This window comes from Natronomonas aquatica (assembly GCF_024449025.1).
Classification (GTDB): Archaea; Halobacteriota; Halobacteria; order Halobacteriales; family Haloarculaceae; genus Natronomonas; species Natronomonas aquatica.
The window spans coordinates 1-17,099 of the sequence record NZ_JAHLKM010000040.1 but is presented as its reverse complement, the minus strand read 5'-3'; the positions used below and the strand labels follow the sequence as shown (position 1 = coordinate 17,099).

15 protein-coding genes are annotated in these 17,099 nt (G+C 59.0%); 13 read left to right on the top strand and 2 right to left on the bottom strand.

Annotated features, from left to right (window positions below; translation table 11 throughout):
- The first annotated feature begins 695 nt into the window (after window positions 1-695).
- The 11 genes from KM295_RS15605 (at window position 696) to KM295_RS15555 (ending at window position 12,798) form a co-directional block, all read left to right on the top strand.
- Window positions 696-887, top strand: a complete 192-nt coding sequence (locus tag KM295_RS15605) for a ribbon-helix-helix domain-containing protein (protein WP_256031037.1) — start codon at window positions 696-698, stop codon at window positions 885-887.
- Complete coding sequence (locus KM295_RS15600; protein ID WP_256031034.1) at window positions 884-1,594, top strand: queuosine precursor transporter; 711 nt, start codon at window positions 884-886, stop codon at window positions 1,592-1,594. The genes KM295_RS15605 and KM295_RS15600 overlap by 4 nt, the downstream gene beginning before the upstream one ends.
- Window positions 1,595-1,687: 93 nt before the next feature.
- Window positions 1,688-3,151 (top strand): lamin tail domain-containing protein, encoded by a 1,464-nt coding sequence (locus KM295_RS15595; RefSeq protein WP_256031033.1) that lies wholly within the window; start codon window positions 1,688-1,690, stop codon window positions 3,149-3,151.
- Entirely contained in the window at window positions 3,148-3,426 is a 279-nt protein-coding gene (locus tag KM295_RS15590) for a DUF3006 domain-containing protein (RefSeq protein ID WP_256031032.1), read from the top strand. The genes KM295_RS15595 and KM295_RS15590 overlap by 4 nt, the downstream gene beginning before the upstream one ends.
- A gap of 284 nt (window positions 3,427-3,710) precedes the next feature.
- Entirely contained in the window at window positions 3,711-4,241 is a 531-nt protein-coding gene (locus KM295_RS15585) for a hypothetical protein (RefSeq protein ID WP_256031029.1), read from the top strand.
- Window positions 4,242-5,071: 830 nt separating this feature from the next.
- Window positions 5,072-6,247: a mandelate racemase/muconate lactonizing enzyme family protein gene (locus tag KM295_RS15580; protein ID WP_256031027.1), complete on the top strand. Its 1,176-nt coding sequence runs from the start codon at window positions 5,072-5,074 to the stop codon at window positions 6,245-6,247.
- Window positions 6,248-6,450: 203 nt separating this feature from the next.
- On the top strand, window positions 6,451-6,864 hold the full coding sequence (locus tag KM295_RS15575; RefSeq protein ID WP_256031022.1) for a DUF7985 family protein: 414 nt from the start codon (window positions 6,451-6,453) through the stop codon (window positions 6,862-6,864).
- On the top strand, window positions 6,864-8,561 hold the full coding sequence (locus KM295_RS15570; RefSeq protein ID WP_256031020.1) for a DUF8186 domain-containing protein: 1,698 nt from the start codon (window positions 6,864-6,866) through the stop codon (window positions 8,559-8,561). Before KM295_RS15575 ends, KM295_RS15570 begins: the two co-directional genes overlap by 1 nt.
- Complete coding sequence (locus KM295_RS15565; RefSeq protein ID WP_256031017.1) at window positions 8,558-9,664, top strand: TrbL/VirB6 family protein; 1,107 nt, start codon at window positions 8,558-8,560, stop codon at window positions 9,662-9,664. Before KM295_RS15570 ends, KM295_RS15565 begins: the two co-directional genes overlap by 4 nt.
- 39 nt (window positions 9,665-9,703) lie before the next feature.
- On the top strand, window positions 9,704-10,765 hold the full coding sequence (locus KM295_RS15560; protein WP_256031016.1) for a TraC-like domain-containing protein: 1,062 nt from the start codon (window positions 9,704-9,706) through the stop codon (window positions 10,763-10,765).
- 71 nt (window positions 10,766-10,836) lie between these two features.
- Complete coding sequence (locus tag KM295_RS15555) at window positions 10,837-12,798, top strand: VirB4 family type IV secretion system protein (protein WP_418904816.1); 1,962 nt, start codon at window positions 10,837-10,839, stop codon at window positions 12,796-12,798.
- 85 nt (window positions 12,799-12,883) lie between these two features.
- On the opposite strand, the gene ilvD is transcribed toward KM295_RS15555, so the two are convergent.
- A complete protein-coding gene (gene ilvD, locus KM295_RS15550) occupies window positions 12,884-14,575 on the bottom strand; it encodes a dihydroxy-acid dehydratase (protein WP_256031011.1) in 1,692 nt (563 codons plus the stop codon).
- Window positions 14,576-14,640: 65 nt separating this feature from the next.
- The gene (locus tag KM295_RS15545) at window positions 14,641-16,008 is read right to left on the bottom strand and encodes an Nramp family divalent metal transporter (RefSeq protein ID WP_256031010.1); all 1,368 of its coding nucleotides are present in this window, start codon (window positions 16,006-16,008) and stop codon (window positions 14,641-14,643) included.
- A gap of 234 nt (window positions 16,009-16,242) precedes the next feature.
- On the opposite strand from KM295_RS15545, the gene KM295_RS15540 reads away from it, so the two are divergent.
- Both KM295_RS15540 and KM295_RS15535 read left to right on the top strand, forming a co-directional pair.
- Window positions 16,243-16,602 (top strand): fluoride efflux transporter FluC, encoded by a 360-nt coding sequence (locus KM295_RS15540; RefSeq protein WP_256031008.1) that lies wholly within the window; start codon window positions 16,243-16,245, stop codon window positions 16,600-16,602.
- Window positions 16,590-16,943 (top strand): fluoride efflux transporter FluC, encoded by a 354-nt coding sequence (locus KM295_RS15535; protein WP_256031006.1) that lies wholly within the window; start codon window positions 16,590-16,592, stop codon window positions 16,941-16,943. The genes KM295_RS15540 and KM295_RS15535 overlap by 13 nt, the downstream gene beginning before the upstream one ends.
- Window positions 16,944-17,099 lie beyond the last annotated feature (156 nt).

The window sequence follows — 17,099 nt, the reverse complement described above, 5'->3', positions numbered from 1 at the left end:
AATCACTACTCTCCCGCTTCAACGCCTTTGATCTCACGACGTGATCCCCCGCCCGCTAGTGATTAAACACAGGCGTTCAAACTCAAACCCGCGTTTTCCTTTCTGGGTTCCACACTCATCGATCAGATAAGAAGATCCTGGTCGCCACTCGATGGAAATATTCGCTCCCTCGTAGTCGATTAACCGAAACAGATTGCCAACCGTATCCACTAACTCAACTTCCGCACGTCGAGAAGGACCTGGATTCCATGTGACATCAGTAACCTCAACCTCCATCGGAGCCGGAAGGTGCTGTCCAGGTAATACGTCATCAGCTGTAACCACAGAGGATCGTACTGTGAGAGTTCCTCAGCAGAGTCAAATGTGTGTCGATAGCGGAACTCCCCGTTGCTAGACAAATTTAACGCCCATTTGATCCCCTCGGCAGTGGCATTCAGATCCTCGGCTACGCATCGGAAGTATCTATCAGATATTACTCTATGAGCGCTGCAAATCCTCTCGACACACTCTGGTACGAAGCGACAAATGCTGTTGACATTATCCGATCGAGCTAGATCCAACCTCTGTATCTTGCACAGTAATAACTCATAGTATCAAAAGATAAACACTTGTTTCACAGGGAGAGATGGAAGCCTTATTACGAAGCCTTATCGATCACCGATAATATTAAAAGACTACCTCAAGCATACCTTGGTATGCCGAAAATAAGCGTTGAGATTCCAGAAGAGTTGCTGGAAGACCTCGACGAGCACGTTGGCTCCGATGGAAAGTTCGTCAACAGAAGCGATGCGATCCGTGCCTCAGTCCGAAAAACGCTGGATATGCTTGATGAGATTGATGCAAGACACGGTCGACTTGAAGGCGATGAGACAGAGGCCGACGAATGAGTAATGATGCGCATACCGCGACGGACCGACTCCCGATTCCTCGGTTAGCGTTGATTGCCATCTTCGTGACAGCGTTGATCACCTCGCAGGTAACGGCGGCGAAAATCGTCGCTGTCGGGCTCCCATTTGCGGTCCCGTTGACGGGGGATTTACTCTTGGTTCCGGCTGCCGCGTTTGCGTACGCGGTTACGTTCTTCGCGTCGGACTGTTATGCGGAATTATACGGGCGGCAGGCTGCCACGCAACTCGTCAACGTCGCGTTCGTAATGAACTTCGTCCTCTTGGGATTGGTCTGGCTGGCGATCTCCGCTCCTGTCTTTCCCGAATCACCGGTCGGGCAAGAACAGTTCAGTAGTGTCCTCGGTGCCAGTACGGGAGTCATCGCAGGAAGTCTGCTTGCGTATTTGATTAGTCAAAACTGGGACGTCATCGTGTTCCATCGAATCCGAGATTACACAGACGGGAAGGCGCTATGGCTGCGGAATCTCGGCTCAACAATCACCAGCCAACTGATCGACACAGTGATCTTCATCACGATTGCGTTCGTCGTCTTCCAGGGAGTGCCGTTGTCGCAAGCGGTAGGGCTCATTGTCGGCCAGTACATCATCAAACTCGCAATTGCTGTTCTCGACACGCCCTTCGTCTATGCTACAGTCGGGGCTGTACGAAACCGAGCAAACACGTCGATCGTCACCACAGGCGATTAAGATCCCGATGAATCGCTGTTTGTAGATCGGATCGATTCCCACCATACAGCAGGAGATACGGTTTTATTTGTCTGATCTGTGTTCTACTTCTCAATGGGTCGCCTCCCCGTCATAGCCATCGCTGTTTTGTTATTGACCGCCTCGGTAGCGGGGTGTACCAGTATAGCACCGTCACAGCCCGATCCCGACGACAGCGAGACAGGAATCCCGGAGGATCCTGCGAGTGATGAAACAACCGAAAGTAGCGGAGACGATCTTACCACGTCTGCAGCGGGAACGCTCGAAGTCCACTATATCGCCGTCGGCCAGGCTGCGAGCGTTCTCGTAATCGGCCCCGATGGCGAAACCATGCTGATCGATTCGGGGCATTTCAACGATGATGGCGAACACGTCATCAACTATCTCGATGCCCACAATATCGACCGGATCGATTATCTCGTCACGTCACATCCCGATGCCGACCACATCGGCGGACATGCCGAGGTGATTACTCATCTGGAGACGAACGGCGACGGCGTCGGCGAGATCTACGACTCTGGGATTACCTCCACAACGCAGACTTACGCACAGTATCTCGATGCCGTCGAAACACATGACGTGACGCTCTATGAGGCCCGAGCTGGCGATACAATCCCGTTCGAGGGCGTCACTGCAGAGATCCTCGGTCCACCGGAAGGGTATCTCGACGGTGAGGATCGAAACGAGAACAGCCTCGTCGTCCAACTCCGCCACGGGCAGGCGAGCTTTCTCTTTACCGGTGACGCCGAAGCCGACGCCGAACGGTTCCTCGTCAACGAGTATGGCATCCAACTCGAGACGACTGTGCTGAAAGCGGGCCATCACGGCAGTTCGAGCAGCACCGGTGATCGGTTGCTCGATGCAGCGACGCCGGCCGCTGTCGTGATCTCCTCGCCATATGACTCTCAATACGGCCATCCCCACGAGGAAACGCTGAACCGGCTCGCAATGCGGTCGGTCCCGGCCTACTGGACAGCCACCCACGGCAACACCGTCTTCCAAAGCAACGGGACGCACGTGACAGTTGGGACACAACAATCAGCCCCGACGGCGCCACTGTCCCTTCGAGACGGCACGCCGATTGAGCTGGGAGCGTCAGATTCGATCACACAACGGGCAGTCATCAACGCCTCCAGCGGTACCACGGGATCGACGACGGCGACCACTGACGGCGGGACATCGAACGACCCTTCCGACGGAACGGACTCAGCGCTCGCGATTACCGAAATCCACGCCGACGCAGAAGGCGATGATCGTGAGAATCTCAACGATGAGTACGTTGTCTTCGAGAACACTGGCGACACATCGCTTGACCTCGCCGGCTGGACAGTCCAGGATGAGTCCGGGGCAACCTATACGTTCCCTGAAGAAACTGTGCTTGACCTAGGTGAAACGATCACACTTCGGACCGGGAGTGGCGACGATACAGCAACCGAGCGCTATTGGGGATCGAGTCGGCCGATCTGGAACAACGATGGAGATACGGTGATCGTGACGAACACTGATGGCGAGCAAGTTCTTACCGAATCATACCCATGATCCCGGATGGAACCTACACGGCCGTTATCGACGAGATCGAGGATTCGCTCGCTCGGCTCGAGCTAGAGGCTGCTGATGGGGAATTATACGAGTTAGTACTCGATGTCGCCGAACTTCCAGCGGCAGGACGCGAGACTGGATCGGTACTTACGATCGAATGCACTGATGACGAAGTAACGGACGCCAAGTACGATCCGGACGGGACTGAACGGCGTTCAGAGGCCGCACAGGACCGATTCGATCGACTTTCACAGCGGCCAAGTGATGATCAGTAGAAAGAGCTGACGGCACAGAATCTCTCAAACGTATCGATGTCTGCTACGACATGAGTCGTCCCATTTGACGAACACAATTGACGAGGCTGAGTTCGCTAATCCCACCGCTCTTACCTAATCTAGTAAAACAACTGTCGGTTGTAGAATATTGTCACTGACCGACGTGCAAGATGAAGGGCACGTATTCAGCACCAGTCGGAGTGCAGATACTGGTAAGTAGCATCCTCGATTTATGCGTTAAAGTAATGTTCTATCCCGATAATATGTAGGTGGCGTATTGGATCATGATTTCGGATAAAGACACCCCTGATGAGGAATATTGGGTTGAGGTGGGCGGAGATGGGCGGAAACATCCCTACGCTATGCATAGGACTGTGAACCGTAACGACGTAGAAGTCGTGAATTCGGTTACCGATGAAGACGGAAACGTAAAACGATGGGTGATCGTCAGAGATGGCAGCTATGAGGTGTGGGTGAAGGTAGCCGAACAGGATGAGTACGGGTATCTACTCCAACCCGACGAACAGGTGTCGGCGGCGGTCGTCGACGCTATCACCCTCAAACAAGCCGCGATCTGTAACGGCGAATCCGTCACAGTTGAAGAAGCGAGAGCACTCGTAGACTCTGGTGACCCCGAGCAGACGCCACACGCCCTTGTTGCACTTTATTACGCGGCACAGGCAGATTCCGACATCCCCGATGAAGACGTTGATCAGCTACGTGAACTCATGCATGAACATACAGGACACGTAGACACCAGCCACAAACCAACGCTGCGGGGCATACTTAATGACACCTTCGAGTCCCGTACGTGATGGTGTCTTGGTGATCTTCCAGCGTGTCCGGATGTGACGGGGCGTAGCCTCCATGAGCGTTCGCTCTGTGCTGTCCACGGGCACGTCGAGTGATACACTGTCGGGGGTAGTCACCGGGGAATCACCCATTGGGCATCGCACGCCTGACACTGAAACCGCTCTACGGGTTGGGAGTGCTCGATGAGCGTCTGTGACCATGCTCCGCAGTGTCCGCATTCGGGACATTCAGCGTCGGTGTCCAAGATGGCGATCGGCATCTAGCGTGCCCCCACGGTATCAGCGAGGATCTCGAGGAACATCTCCGCGTTATAGAGATCACGCCAACCCGGGTCTTGGGCGATGATCGTCACCCACGTATCTAACGAGTGAGAAGTGAGATCGTATCGTTGGATCAACTCGGCTGTATCGACGACCGTGATCGAACGCGTATTTCGTGAGAAGAGATGGAGAGCGCCTTGTCTGTCCCTCCCGAGCACTACGGCATCAGCTGGGATATCAAGTCGGCTATCCGTCCTGTCGATAGTCCTTCCGGACCGTGGATCGAATTCACGCATGCTTTCTCCGCGAAGCGTGGTGGAGAGTGTTTCAGCACAACACTCGCCGGTCGTTTCCCGGCAGGCTCCCACGCTTGCACGGCGGGATGCCTCGTTCTGGTATTTAAGATACAGGAGTAGCGATGTCTCCAGCGTGTGCCTCCATTTTTGATATCAGGCATCCTCCGTGGGAGGGATTCAACTACGGCTGATCTTGTCGCTTGAATCCCGAACATGCTTTAATTCACTATATAATCGTTAATTATATAATTATCTATACATATATAAAAATGTCATATGCAAATAGTCGATGTGGAGGCCATACCGTTGTCGTATCCTATGGACGAGAAACGATACTATGCGAAAGGAGAGATATCCAGAGATGTTGTAATTGTAGAAATAAAAACGGACACCGGATTAACGGGAATCGGCGAGGCCGCGTACTTCGGCGGACCGACCGTTACGACAGAAACGGTGATCGAAGAGGAACTCAGCGAGTACCTCATCGGAGAGGATCCAAGATACATCGAGAAAATATGGGAGGATATCTATGTCGGTACGAGTCAGCACGGGAGGCGGGGCCTTACCGTGACCGGGATGAGCGGGATCGATATCGCCCTCTGGGACCTAGCCGGAAAAATACACGACGTACCCACGTATCAGCTTCTTGGCCCATTTAAAGATAAGGTGAAAGCATACGCCAGCGCCGGATATTATACGGATCGGGAGGATGATACCGAAAAACTCGCCGAGGATATGGCGCGGTACGTCGACGACGGCTTCACGGGCGTTAAACTAAAACTTGGCCGGGATACGCATACGGAAACTGTAGCGAAGTGGAACCAATATAAAGGTGTCAGTAAAGAGAGCCTCGATGAAGACGAAAAGCGGGTGAAAGCTGTAAGAGAAGCAGTTGGTCCGAAAGTAGACGTGATGGTTGACCCGAACAATAACTGGGACGTTAAAACGACGTTGCGGATGGCCGAACGGCTGAAAGATCAAGACCTGTATGCGATCGAAGAACCGATACCTGCCGATGATACGGAAGGGATGGAAAAAATTAATTCGAAAGTGAATGTCCCTCTTTCCGGTTGTGAAACGGCATACACGAGATATGAGTTTCGAGAGCTCATCGAGAGAGACTGTGTCGACATAGTTCAACCCGGTATCAATTGGGTCGGTGGCATCTCGGAGGGACTGAAGATAGCCTCAATGGCCGCATCGAGAAATAAACTGTTCATGCCGCACGCATTCTCATCGGCGATAGATCTAGCCGCGGCTATTCACGTCACCTGTTCGATTCCAAATAGCGAATTCGTCGAGTACGACCAGACCGATTACAACGGACTGGTTACCGACATGGTCGAAGATCCCTTCGAACTCGACGAACACGGATACGTTTCGCCGAATGACAGCCCTGGGTTGGGTATCACATTAGACGAATCGTTCGTCGATAACCACCGGACCGACTGATTCGCTCTTCGGTAGACTCTCGAAACTAGGAGTATTAGTGCCTCTGACTGAGCAGAAACGGATTGGGTAAGCTACTCCACGGCCGTGGGTTTCCGCGCTGCATTCGTATGACCACATCGGTCCCACCACCGTCATCGTGTTCCTCTAGAGTACGGATGAGCGTCCCTTGAGTTTATGTACGAAAGGGAGACCAGACCCCCTGCATGTCGGACAAATCAGGATGGACACATCGGCTGTTTACCCGAACAGCAGCGTATCGAACTGCGACGTACGTCAGTTGCATCACATTCGCGTTTGCACTGATCGCCGTCGATCCAGTACTTGCTCAGGAGAATCCGATCTGTGCAGAGCAAAGCGAAACGCTCGTGAACATGATCGAAGGCTTCGTCCAGTTGACGACTGGCCTCGGCGTGATGGGGCTGTTGATCGTCTGGCAGGGCGATTCGCTCATGGAGATGTTCACGATGAATCAAGAACAGCAGGCTGGCTTCAAACAGCACAAACGCAAAGCGTTGAAATCCGCGACGGTGCTCGTGTTGCTCGGGCCGATCTTCACGCTCTTGGGATCGTCGATGGAGCTTCCGATCGCCAACTGTGTTGATCTGATCCCGTTCTGATGGGCCGCCACATACTGCTCGTCGCGAGCTGTCTGCTCGTCGCTACCCTGTCGACCGCGACGGCAGCAGCTGCAGCACCGCCGCGCCCCGGGACGACCGGGAGTGATCTGACCGAAAGCGAGGAAGCGACGCTGTGGTCGAATACGCCTTCCGATAGCTGGGAATCCAGCGGACAGCAGACCGCCGTTCACGAGATCGCAACGCAGACTGACCTCACGTTCACAGAGCCGCCAGACACAGCGAGACGATGGAATCGATACGCCCACAGTCGGTTTCAGCCGGGCGGTATCGACGAGTCGGTACATCCCGAATCGGCGGATCCGTACTCCGGGCCATACATCAAGGACGCTCACGCGTCGATCTTCTCGCTCACACCGTCGACATGGACGTATATTGCGCCGAATGAGACACGGCTGTACGCGGCGCCCGAAGGGCGGGTACGCGGGGCGGTCGATTACCGCATCGATGTACCGGAGTCGAAGACGGAGGATGGCTGGTCACATTCATGGGAACTCCAAGAACACGATATCAAGGAGGTTCGATTACTGATCGACGGCGAAGTGATCGAAACCAAGAACGGCACCCATCGACCCGCGTTTTCGTATGCCCTCGATGGACACCAGGCGGAGATCACGCTGGAAGCGCGTATCGAGGCGACGCTTCAAGAGACGGTTCAGCCCCCGCCGGAGTCGGATCGCACGACCGAGAGATTCACACACCGTCGGTGGGTGACCGTCTGGAATACGTACACCGTCGACGTATACGATCTCGATCCGACGGCGGTCAGCGTCGTCTATCCTGACGGACGCGAGGGGATCTCGATCGCCCAGGCCCAGCCATGGCAGGGGTACACGCTCGATGCTGGGGGCGACACGGAAATCCGCGGTATCTGGCGGTTTTTCACCGCCCGCAGCCAGGACTGGCGTCGGTTGGTTGCCTCGAGCGACGACGGGACCACAACACACGAAAGCCACGCGTTGCCGGTCTACGTCCACGCGTATCCCTCCGAGATGGCACCGCTCGCAAAGCCCGAACACACCGATCCGACGATCCTGCGGAGGTGGGGGACGACACATGACTCTCCCAGCCCGTCGCTGCCCGAACACGTCTCGGCCGAGGTCGTTTCGGGTCCGTACAACGAGACCTACGGGATGGGTGTTCGCGCCGATCAAATCGATCCCGAAGAGGTCACGGTCAACGGAATCGTTCACGGGACGGAAACCGGCGTCAGTCAGATGATCGCCGAACCACAGCGAATCCGCGAGGCAGAACTCTCGGCATCAGTTACAGAGACGACCGATGCGGGTGCGACCGTCCTCGTGGAACTCGAAGATGCTGAGACCGGCGAGCCGATCGATCTTCGATCACGCCACGCTTCGGCGAGGGACCGCAATCGATCAGGCTACATCGAACTCGGCGAGACGAGAGTTCGGACAAACGCCAGCGGACAGGCGACCGTTCAGTTGACATCGCCCGGCGCATACAGCGCCCGGTACGTCCCAGCTTCGTGGATAGACGTCTACCCAGCGTACGACGGCGATACAGATTCCGTCCGGTGGCATCCCCTCCAGACAATTGGCGGCTGGATCGAACTCGGGGTTCGATTCGGGATGACGGTGCTCCCGCTCGCAGTGGCCTACTACGCCGGTCGAACACTCGCCTCGATGTTCACGGGTAGGGGGGATGGATGGACATGACGTTACCGTTCGCCGACTTTGGCCTCCAGTGGTTCGAGGACATCATCGGTCGGCTTACGATGTGGTTTACCCAGATGCTGACCGGGGGATACGAAGCACTCTCTCGGGGGAGCCTTACGACACCGACACCGGCTGGAAGCGGCCTCGAGCGAGCGTTGACGAAACCCGCGAGTTCGGATGCCCCGTGGCACAGTATCTATGAGGCGACCGTCGCGGGCGAGATGATGTTCTTCGGGCTGATCGTCCTGTTTCTCTGCGTCCAGGGCCGACATTTCATCCGAATTTTCGGAGGGGGATCCACACGCGAACACCGGCAGACGCGTCGATCGGCGGTGACCGGCGGCTTTCTCATCGTCTCGTGGTACTGGGTTTCCGTCCTGTTTTTGTCCATCATCGAGGCGCTGACGATCGGTATCCTCCCGGACGTAAACCGGGTCGGGACCGCACTCGCGACAATGCTTCCACAGGGGCTGGAAACGCCGATACTGACGCTCTGTATGGCCGCTGTCGGCGGGCTCTCGATTGTCTTCCTTCGAGCGCTGTTCGTGCTCCGAGAAGTGCTTCTGTACGTCTTTTTGTACACGATGCCGATCGGGATTGCAGTCGTGTACGGCAATATCCCGATCGTCTCGGAGATCGCCAGACGCATCGGCGTCCAGTTCGTTTCACTGGCCGTTCTGCCGCTGCCGACGGCCCTGCTGTTTCGCGGGTACGAACTGTTGTTCATCGGCTCGAACACGCTCCCCGTCTCCGGCCCGTTCGTCAAATATATTGTCGCGATTTCGCTGCCGGTCCTGGCTGTGTTCGTAACGTGGAAAACGTTCAGCTACGCCGCGCCGCTGGCGAGTCGATCGATCAGCCGTGCCGGCCGCGGGGCGGCACTGCTCGGTACTGCGGGCACGGCCGCGTACGTCGCCGGGCCGCGGGCAGCAGCGATGACCGCTCGATGGGGAGCAAAGGGTGCCGCAACCGCAGCTGCCACCGAACGATACCGGCAAACGAACGGCGAACAGCCAGCCCGACAACCCGAACAGGACGCGAGCCCGAACGCGGGCGGTGTTCCGGAGTATCGTCGCAAAGAGAACGACCCAGCCTATTATTGAGCGATGTCACAGGATTCGACTGCAGCCGACCGACGCGTAATGAACCAGCTCGGAGCGACCAACAAACTCCCGATACTCAATATCGACGAAGGCGATGTCGGTATTCTGTTCGGGCTGCCGCTTGGCGGATTGCTCCTCGGCAGCGTAATCGGGATCGATATCCTCGCTATCGGCCTGCTCTTGATCGGATTTACCGCAGGTGTGGCGATCGTCTATGCGGCACCCTCGGATCGAACCGCCACACAGTGGCTCGCAGATATCGGACGATACACGCTCAAACGCCCCCGAGTAACGCGAAATTATCGGGCTGACCACACCAACCGATCGACCAAAGGTGGGATGATCGAATACACACCCTTCGATGTCAGCGAGTCGACCCAGGAACTGACGGGCATCGAACGGGCGTGGCCCGGTTCGCACGCGATCGAGCGGACCGACGGGACGATGGAAGCCTTTGTCGAACTCAACCCGCCGAACATGGATTTCGCCATGTCGGAGGATTGGGCGACGGTTCAAGAGGCCGCCGAAACGTTCGCGAATACCGAGATCGACTTCCCGCTATCGCTGTATGTCACGACCCGATCGTTTCCGGTCAAGGAACTCATCGATCAGCTCGAATCACGGCTCCACGAGGACGATGTTCGAGACAATCCCGTCTTCGGAGACCTGATCGAAGAGTATCGAGAGCAGCGACCGACGGAGTTGACCGATATTCAGGAGTGTCACTACTATCTCGGGGTCGAAGCCGACCGGATGGAGATCTATCATCAGTACGAAACCGAAAAGACGCCGCTCGAACGGCTCTCCGAGTTCCCCGTCGTCGGCTTTCTTTTCAACCCATTCGTCGCTCATCGTGTCGAACTGGAGGAAGCACAGATCCGGACGACGCTGTTCGAGAAGCTCGATAATCGCCTTCAGATGATCCGATCGGAGTTCGTCGACGACATGCCCGGTTGGTCGAGTCGGCGGCTCACGACCACCGAGCTATGTTATCTTACGATCGAATTCTGGAACGGTGAAGAACACGACGAAGCAGACGCTGAGCATGTGATCCGATCGAGTCAGGTCGTTTCGCGGCGTCCACGGGAGGACGAATCGTGATCGAGCCGTTCATTCGTCGGATCGCGGAATTCCTCGTGTCGCTGCCGCCGATCGTCTCGACGGAGGGATTCATGTTCTATGGGACGTTCACCGTGGTCAGCTTCATCGTCGTTTCCCATCTCATCTCGTGGTTCGACGCGTACCGGTATGAGGAATCGACGCTCGATGAACTGCTGGATACGGAGACGATCGAGACGGCAGCCGTCGAGTACTCGCTTTTGGAGGATCTCGCCAAACGCCAACAGGACGTCTTGGCACCCTCAGCCGTCGAGTGGGAAACGCGTGCGGCTCGTGTCGGCGAGCAGTGGACCACGACGCTCTACATTGCCGAATATCCGGACGCGCCGAAGGACGGATATCTCGGCGGTCTCTTCGAGCTGACCGATGTCGAGTTCGATCTGAATGCCCGGATCGTCCCGAAAAACCAGGGGCGTGCGCGAAACGAACTGCAACGGGTTGCCGACGATCTCCGAGCGGACGCCAGTCTCGAAGACTCCGTCCGCGGATCGTATCTTCACGAACGCGCCGACACCGCACAGGCAACGTACAAGGCCGTCGAAAGCGGCCAGCACGTCTTCGAACAGGAGCTCGTGATCACCGTCCGTGCGGACACACAAGCGGAGCTACAGCACTCACTCAAGGAGGTTCGTGCGACGATTCGCGAACAACCCGCGCGTCTGGAACCGAAGACGGCGATCTGTGCACAGGATCTCGCGATCAGATCGGCCGCGCCGATCGGCCCGAACGAACTCGATCGGTCCGCGGTCGCACTGGGTGGTGCTGTGGGTGCGCTTTTGGCCTCGCCGCACAACGCAACCATCCTAGAGGACGGCGGCATCGAATTCGGCGTTCACAAAGATACCGCCAGTCCCGTCGTTATCGATCCGTTCGCACGGGAGGACGGCTATGCGAAATTCACGGTCGGCGATCCCGGGAGCGGCAAATCGTTCAGTTCGAAACAGCAGTTCATCCGGACGCTTGCACGCGATCCGGATCGGATCGGTGTCGTTCTCGAACCACTCAACAACTGGAACGGCGTGATCGACGCTCTCGGTGGTAGACAGATCACTGTCGGTGGGGAGCTGGGATTGAACCCCCTGGAGATACGGCCGACGCCCGAACACGTTCTCGAACGGCGCGGTGAGGACGCGGATCTGTTGAAAGAGCGGCGAACACGAGTGATGAGCTTCTTCCGGAATTACTTCGCTCATCGGGATATCGAGTTGGGAACCCGTCGTACAACGCTCGAGCGGGCAGTCGACGAAGCGTACGACCGACAGGGGATAACCGACAACGCCGAAACACACGATCGAGCCAGCCCAACGGTTCGTGACGTCCTCGACGTTCTCGAAGAGATGTCAAAGTCGCCGGAGGAGTTCGTCGTCCGTGTGGATGCCGAACGTGAGACGGTTCACGATGATGCGATCTGGCTCCTCGGACAGTTAAGTCCGTTCGACGATGGCGGCCAACTCGAAAATCTCGGCAGAGAGAGCGAGTTCGACATTCGCAATGAGAAAGTGCTCTATCTCGATTTGGCCCAGCAAGGTGGCTCGATCGGTGGACAGACGAGCCTCCTGATGGAGTTACTCATTTCGCTCGTCTACGAGCGAGCGAAGGAGACGAACAAAGAGGTCGTCTTTGTCATTGACGAAGCCCGATATCTGATGAAAGATTCGGACACGCTCGAGTATCTGGAGACGATCTTCCGTCACCACCGACATCACGACCTCTCGATTCAGCTCATCACACAGACTGTCGATGAGTTCCTAGCACACGATATCTCGAAGATGATTCTGGACCAGTGTGCGATCAAGCAGTTCCACAAACTCGATGGGATGAACGAAGAAATCGCGGAAGTGTTCGGGCTCAATCACGCGCAGATGCGGTACGTTCAGACCGCTATTCCGGGTGGACAAGAGCGCGGCTACTCCCAGGCACTGATCGGTGTCGATGGTGACTGGCGGGGGATAGAGGTTCGGGCGTTACCGCACGAACAGGCTGTTATCGAGAATGAAACACTCAGCAGTGGATGACACTGTTAGCAGCGTTATTTGATAAACCCGGGACGACAGCACGTTTATCGAGTGGGTCGAGAAGTCCCGATCAATACAGAGAGGCTCACTCCCGCCAGCCGGGACACGGCCGGGTCACGGCACCCTCCGCGGCGGATGCGAACATCGAGGGGTACTTCGCCAGAACGCCGCGACCGTACTCGGGAGTAGGACGCTCCCACTCGTCCAGCCGCGATTCGATCTCGTCGTCGGTGAGATCGACCGCCAGAGTGCGCTCGGGGACGCCGATCGTGATCCGGTCGCCGTCCTCGAGTGCCGCGATGGGGCCGCCGGCGAACGCCTCGGGGGCGACATGGCCGATCATCGGGCCGCGGGTGGCGCCCGAAAACCGGCCGTCGGTCAGAAGCGCCACGTCGTCGTAGCCCGCGCCGACGATCGCCGCGGTGACGCTGAGCATCTCCTGCATGCCGGGGCCGCCGCGGGGACCCTCGTTGCGGATGACGAGAACCTCCCCGCCGTCGAGCTTTCGGTTCTCGACGGCTTCGAAGGCCTCGTTTTCGCCGTCGAAGACCCGGGCGGGCCCCTCGAACCGGTAGTCGTGGTCGCCGGTCACTTTCAGCACCGCGCCCTCGGGCGCCAGGTTCCCCCGCAGGACGACGATCGCGCCCTCGTCGTCGATCGGCTCGTCGGGTGGTCGGACGACCGCCGGGTCCGGCGTCGGCGGATCGGCCCGGTCGACGGCTTCGGCCAGCGTCTCGCCGGTGATCGTCGGCGCGTCGCCGTCGACGTAGCCGCCGTCGATCAGATACCGGAGGATCGCCGGGACGCCGCCGTTGCGGTGGAGGTCGTGCATCGTGTACTCGCCGCCGGGCTTGAGGTTGCAGATGTGGGGCGTCCGCGCGGATATCTCGTCGAACGCCTCGAGCGTCAGCTCGATGCCGGCCTCCTCGGCCAACGCCAGCAGATGGAGGACAGCGTTGGTCGAGCCGCCGATGGCGGCCTGGACCGCGATGGCGTTCTCGAAGGACTGACGCGAGAGGATATCGCTCGGCCGGAGCCCGGAGCGGAGCGCGGCGACGGCGCGTTCGCCACACTCCCTGGCGACGGCCTGCCGTTCGTCGGTTTCGGCGGCCGGGGAGGCCGACCCGATCGGCGCCATCCCGATCGTCTCGGCGACCGTCGCCATCGTGTTCGCGGTCGCCATCTCCGCACAGGACCCCGCGCCCGGACAGGCCGACTGCTCTAGCTCTGTCAGTTCCGCTTCGGTCATCTCCCCGCCCAGGACCGCGCCGACGCCCTCGACGACCTCGACGCCGCTTACCTCCTCGCCCTGGAACGTTCCGGTCGGGCGCGATCCGCCGTACAAAAGCACGGTCGGCAGGTCCGTTCGTACGCCGGCCATCAGCATTCCCGGGAGGTTCTTGTCGCAGCCCGCGACGCCGACGATGGCGTCGAGTCGTTCGCCGAAGGCGACGAGTTCGACGGAGTCGGCGATCACTTCCCGGGAGATCAACGAGGCCTTCATCCCCTCGTGGCCCATCGAGACGCCGTCGGAGATCGTGATCGTGCCGAACTCGATGTGGACCGCGTCGGCGGCCTCGATCCCCGCTTTCGCCGCCGCCGCCACTTCGTCGAGGTGGGCGTTGCAGGGCGTGATTTCGGCTGCGGTGTTGGCGACGCCGACCATCGGCCGCTGGAGGTCCTCGTCGTCGAGGTCCATGGCGTGCAACATTGCCCGGTTCGGGGCGCGTTTGACGCCCTCGGTCAGGTCCCGGCTCGGGAGGCGTTCGTCGTCCATACCCCGAGCACGGTGCGGGGTCGGATTAAATCACGGGGGCAAAAAGCGCCGAACGGATCGCCCCGTCAGCCGACGAGATCGACCAACTGCGGGACGATACCCAGACGGACGGCCGCCCCCATCGCGCCGAAGATCAACACGGCGAGCAGCGCGAAGACGTAGTAGACGTTCCAGGCGGTCGTCGGGTGGAACCGCTCGGGGAGGTTCTTTTTGACCACGTACCAGTTCGCCGGGAAGAAGACGATCTCCGTCACCGCGAGGATGGCGGCGATATAGAGGATGAACGTCACGGGGATGTTCCCGAGGACGAACACGGTAGCGCTGCTGATGACGACGACGAACACCAGCACGACCCGACGGATGAGATCGCTGTTCATCTCGTCGTTCTCCATCGCCATCGGGAGCACGTCGCCGACGGCACGCGAGGCACCGTCGAGGAGGGTAATGACCGTCGAGTACAGCGCCGCAAAGGCGCCGACCATCATCGCCCAGAAGGACCACTCGCCGAAGGACTCCGAGAGGATCTGCCCGATCGCGACCGCGAACTGTCCGTCGCCCGGCGGGTCCGGATAGAGGACGTTCGCCGAGAGGATCACCATCGTCGCCAACAGGATAAAGCTGAACGCGTAGCCGATGTTGAAGTCACGGCGGCCGGTCTTGATCCACTGGGCGATGTAGTCGTGATACGCTTCGTTCTCGGGATCGAGACCCCTCTGTTTGAGCTGGCTTGCGCCCTCGCCTTTGGCCATGCTCCAGCTTCCGATCAGGACGCTCGTGGAGAACCCGGTCGGCGCGAAGCCGGCGGCGGCGGCGAAAAGCGCCACGAACGCGACGGTTCGATCACCGCCGAGATCGATCGAGAAGGCGGTCTGGCTCACGACGTCCGGCGAGGGTGGACCGACGAGCACGCCGACGACGAGCAACACGCCAAGCGCGATCGTAAAGCCAACCAGGATCTTCTCCAGCAGACTGTACCGGGCGAAGAACACGAGCACACCGGCGCCGCCGACGAAGACGATGAAGGCCTGCGACACCGAAAGCGGCGTCAGGAACGTGACGATAGCCGCCGTACCCGTCCCGACGGCACCGACGATCGCGATGTAGAAGACGCCGAACACCAGGACGGTGAACCACTGCATCCAGTTTCTCGGTCCCGGGAGCTGATCGTAGGCCTCGACGGGGTTGCCGCCGACGCCGTAGTTATACCGGATACCGAGTTCCCACGCCCCGTACTTCGCGATGTAGATGATCGCGAAGACCCACACAGCGACGAGCCCGAACGTCGCGCCGAACTCGGGGGCGACGGCGATGTGGCTCCCGCCGATGCTGATCAGCGCCCACAGCATCGAGGGGCCGAAGTGGTCCTTGAAGAACCCCTTCCAGCCGCTGGAAGGGTAATCGAGGTCGGCCGCCTCGCCCACCTCACCGGCCATCCTCAGCCCCCCGTTCGGTCCGTTTTTTGTCGGTTCGTTGCCGTGTCCGTTCTCGTGTGTCGGTAACGCGCATACCTACACCCAGCAGTGGCTAGGAGAGCGCACATAAGTACATCGATGATCGTTAATATCCGGGGAGATACATCAGCGACCGCCGGACGGACGGGACGGCGATAGTCCTCCGCCACCCACCGGAACCGCAAGGTTGCTGTCCCTCCCGGCTGAGTGGCCGGTATGGAGCCTCGGAACGTCGCGCTGGTCGCAACCGGCGGGTTCGCCGGCGCGGCGAGCCGACACGGGGTCGCGGTCGCCCTCCCGGCGGCGTTTCCCTGGGGGACGCTTGCCGTCAACGTCGTCGGTTCCTTTCTGCTCGGGCTCGTGGTGTATAGCATCGAAAGGCGGGGATCGATCCCCGAACGGACCCGGCTCGTCGTCTCGACGGGGTTTGTTTCGTCGTTCACCACCTACAGCACGTTCGCCGCCGAAACCGTCGGCCTCGACCCGGCGATCGCGGCGGCCAACGTCGTCGGGAACTACGCCCTCGGCGTGCTCGCGGTGTTTCTCGCGCGGGCGGTGGTTCGATGGCGCTCGTGACCCTCCTTGTGGTCGGGATCGGCGGCGCGGCGGGGGCCGTCTCGCGGTACGCCGTTTCCATGGCGGTCGATCGGCGCGGGGGCGACGTCCTCCTCGTCAACGTCGCCGGGAGCTTCGCCCTCGGGGTCGTCCTCGGCGCCGGAATAGGAGACCACACACAGCTCGCGCTCGGTGTCGGCTTCTGTGGCGCGTTCACGACGTTCTCGTCCTTCGCGGTGGAGACGGTCAGGCTTCTGGAAGACGGCGATCGGGCCGCGGCCGCGGCGTACGCCGGCGGGACGCTCCTTTTTGCCCTGCTGGCCGTCGCCGGCGGGAGCGCTCTCGGGGCAGCGCTGTCTTGACACAGCGAGAGAATCCCGCCCTTCCCCCGAAATAAGAGCGTTCCGACGGTCTATTGGAGCCGGGGACTGCACAGAGCGAGAGTGACTCGATGGAAACGCTGCTACTCCATGAGAGCGTGAAACAAGATATGGGGCGCAAGAGACCGAACGCGATTC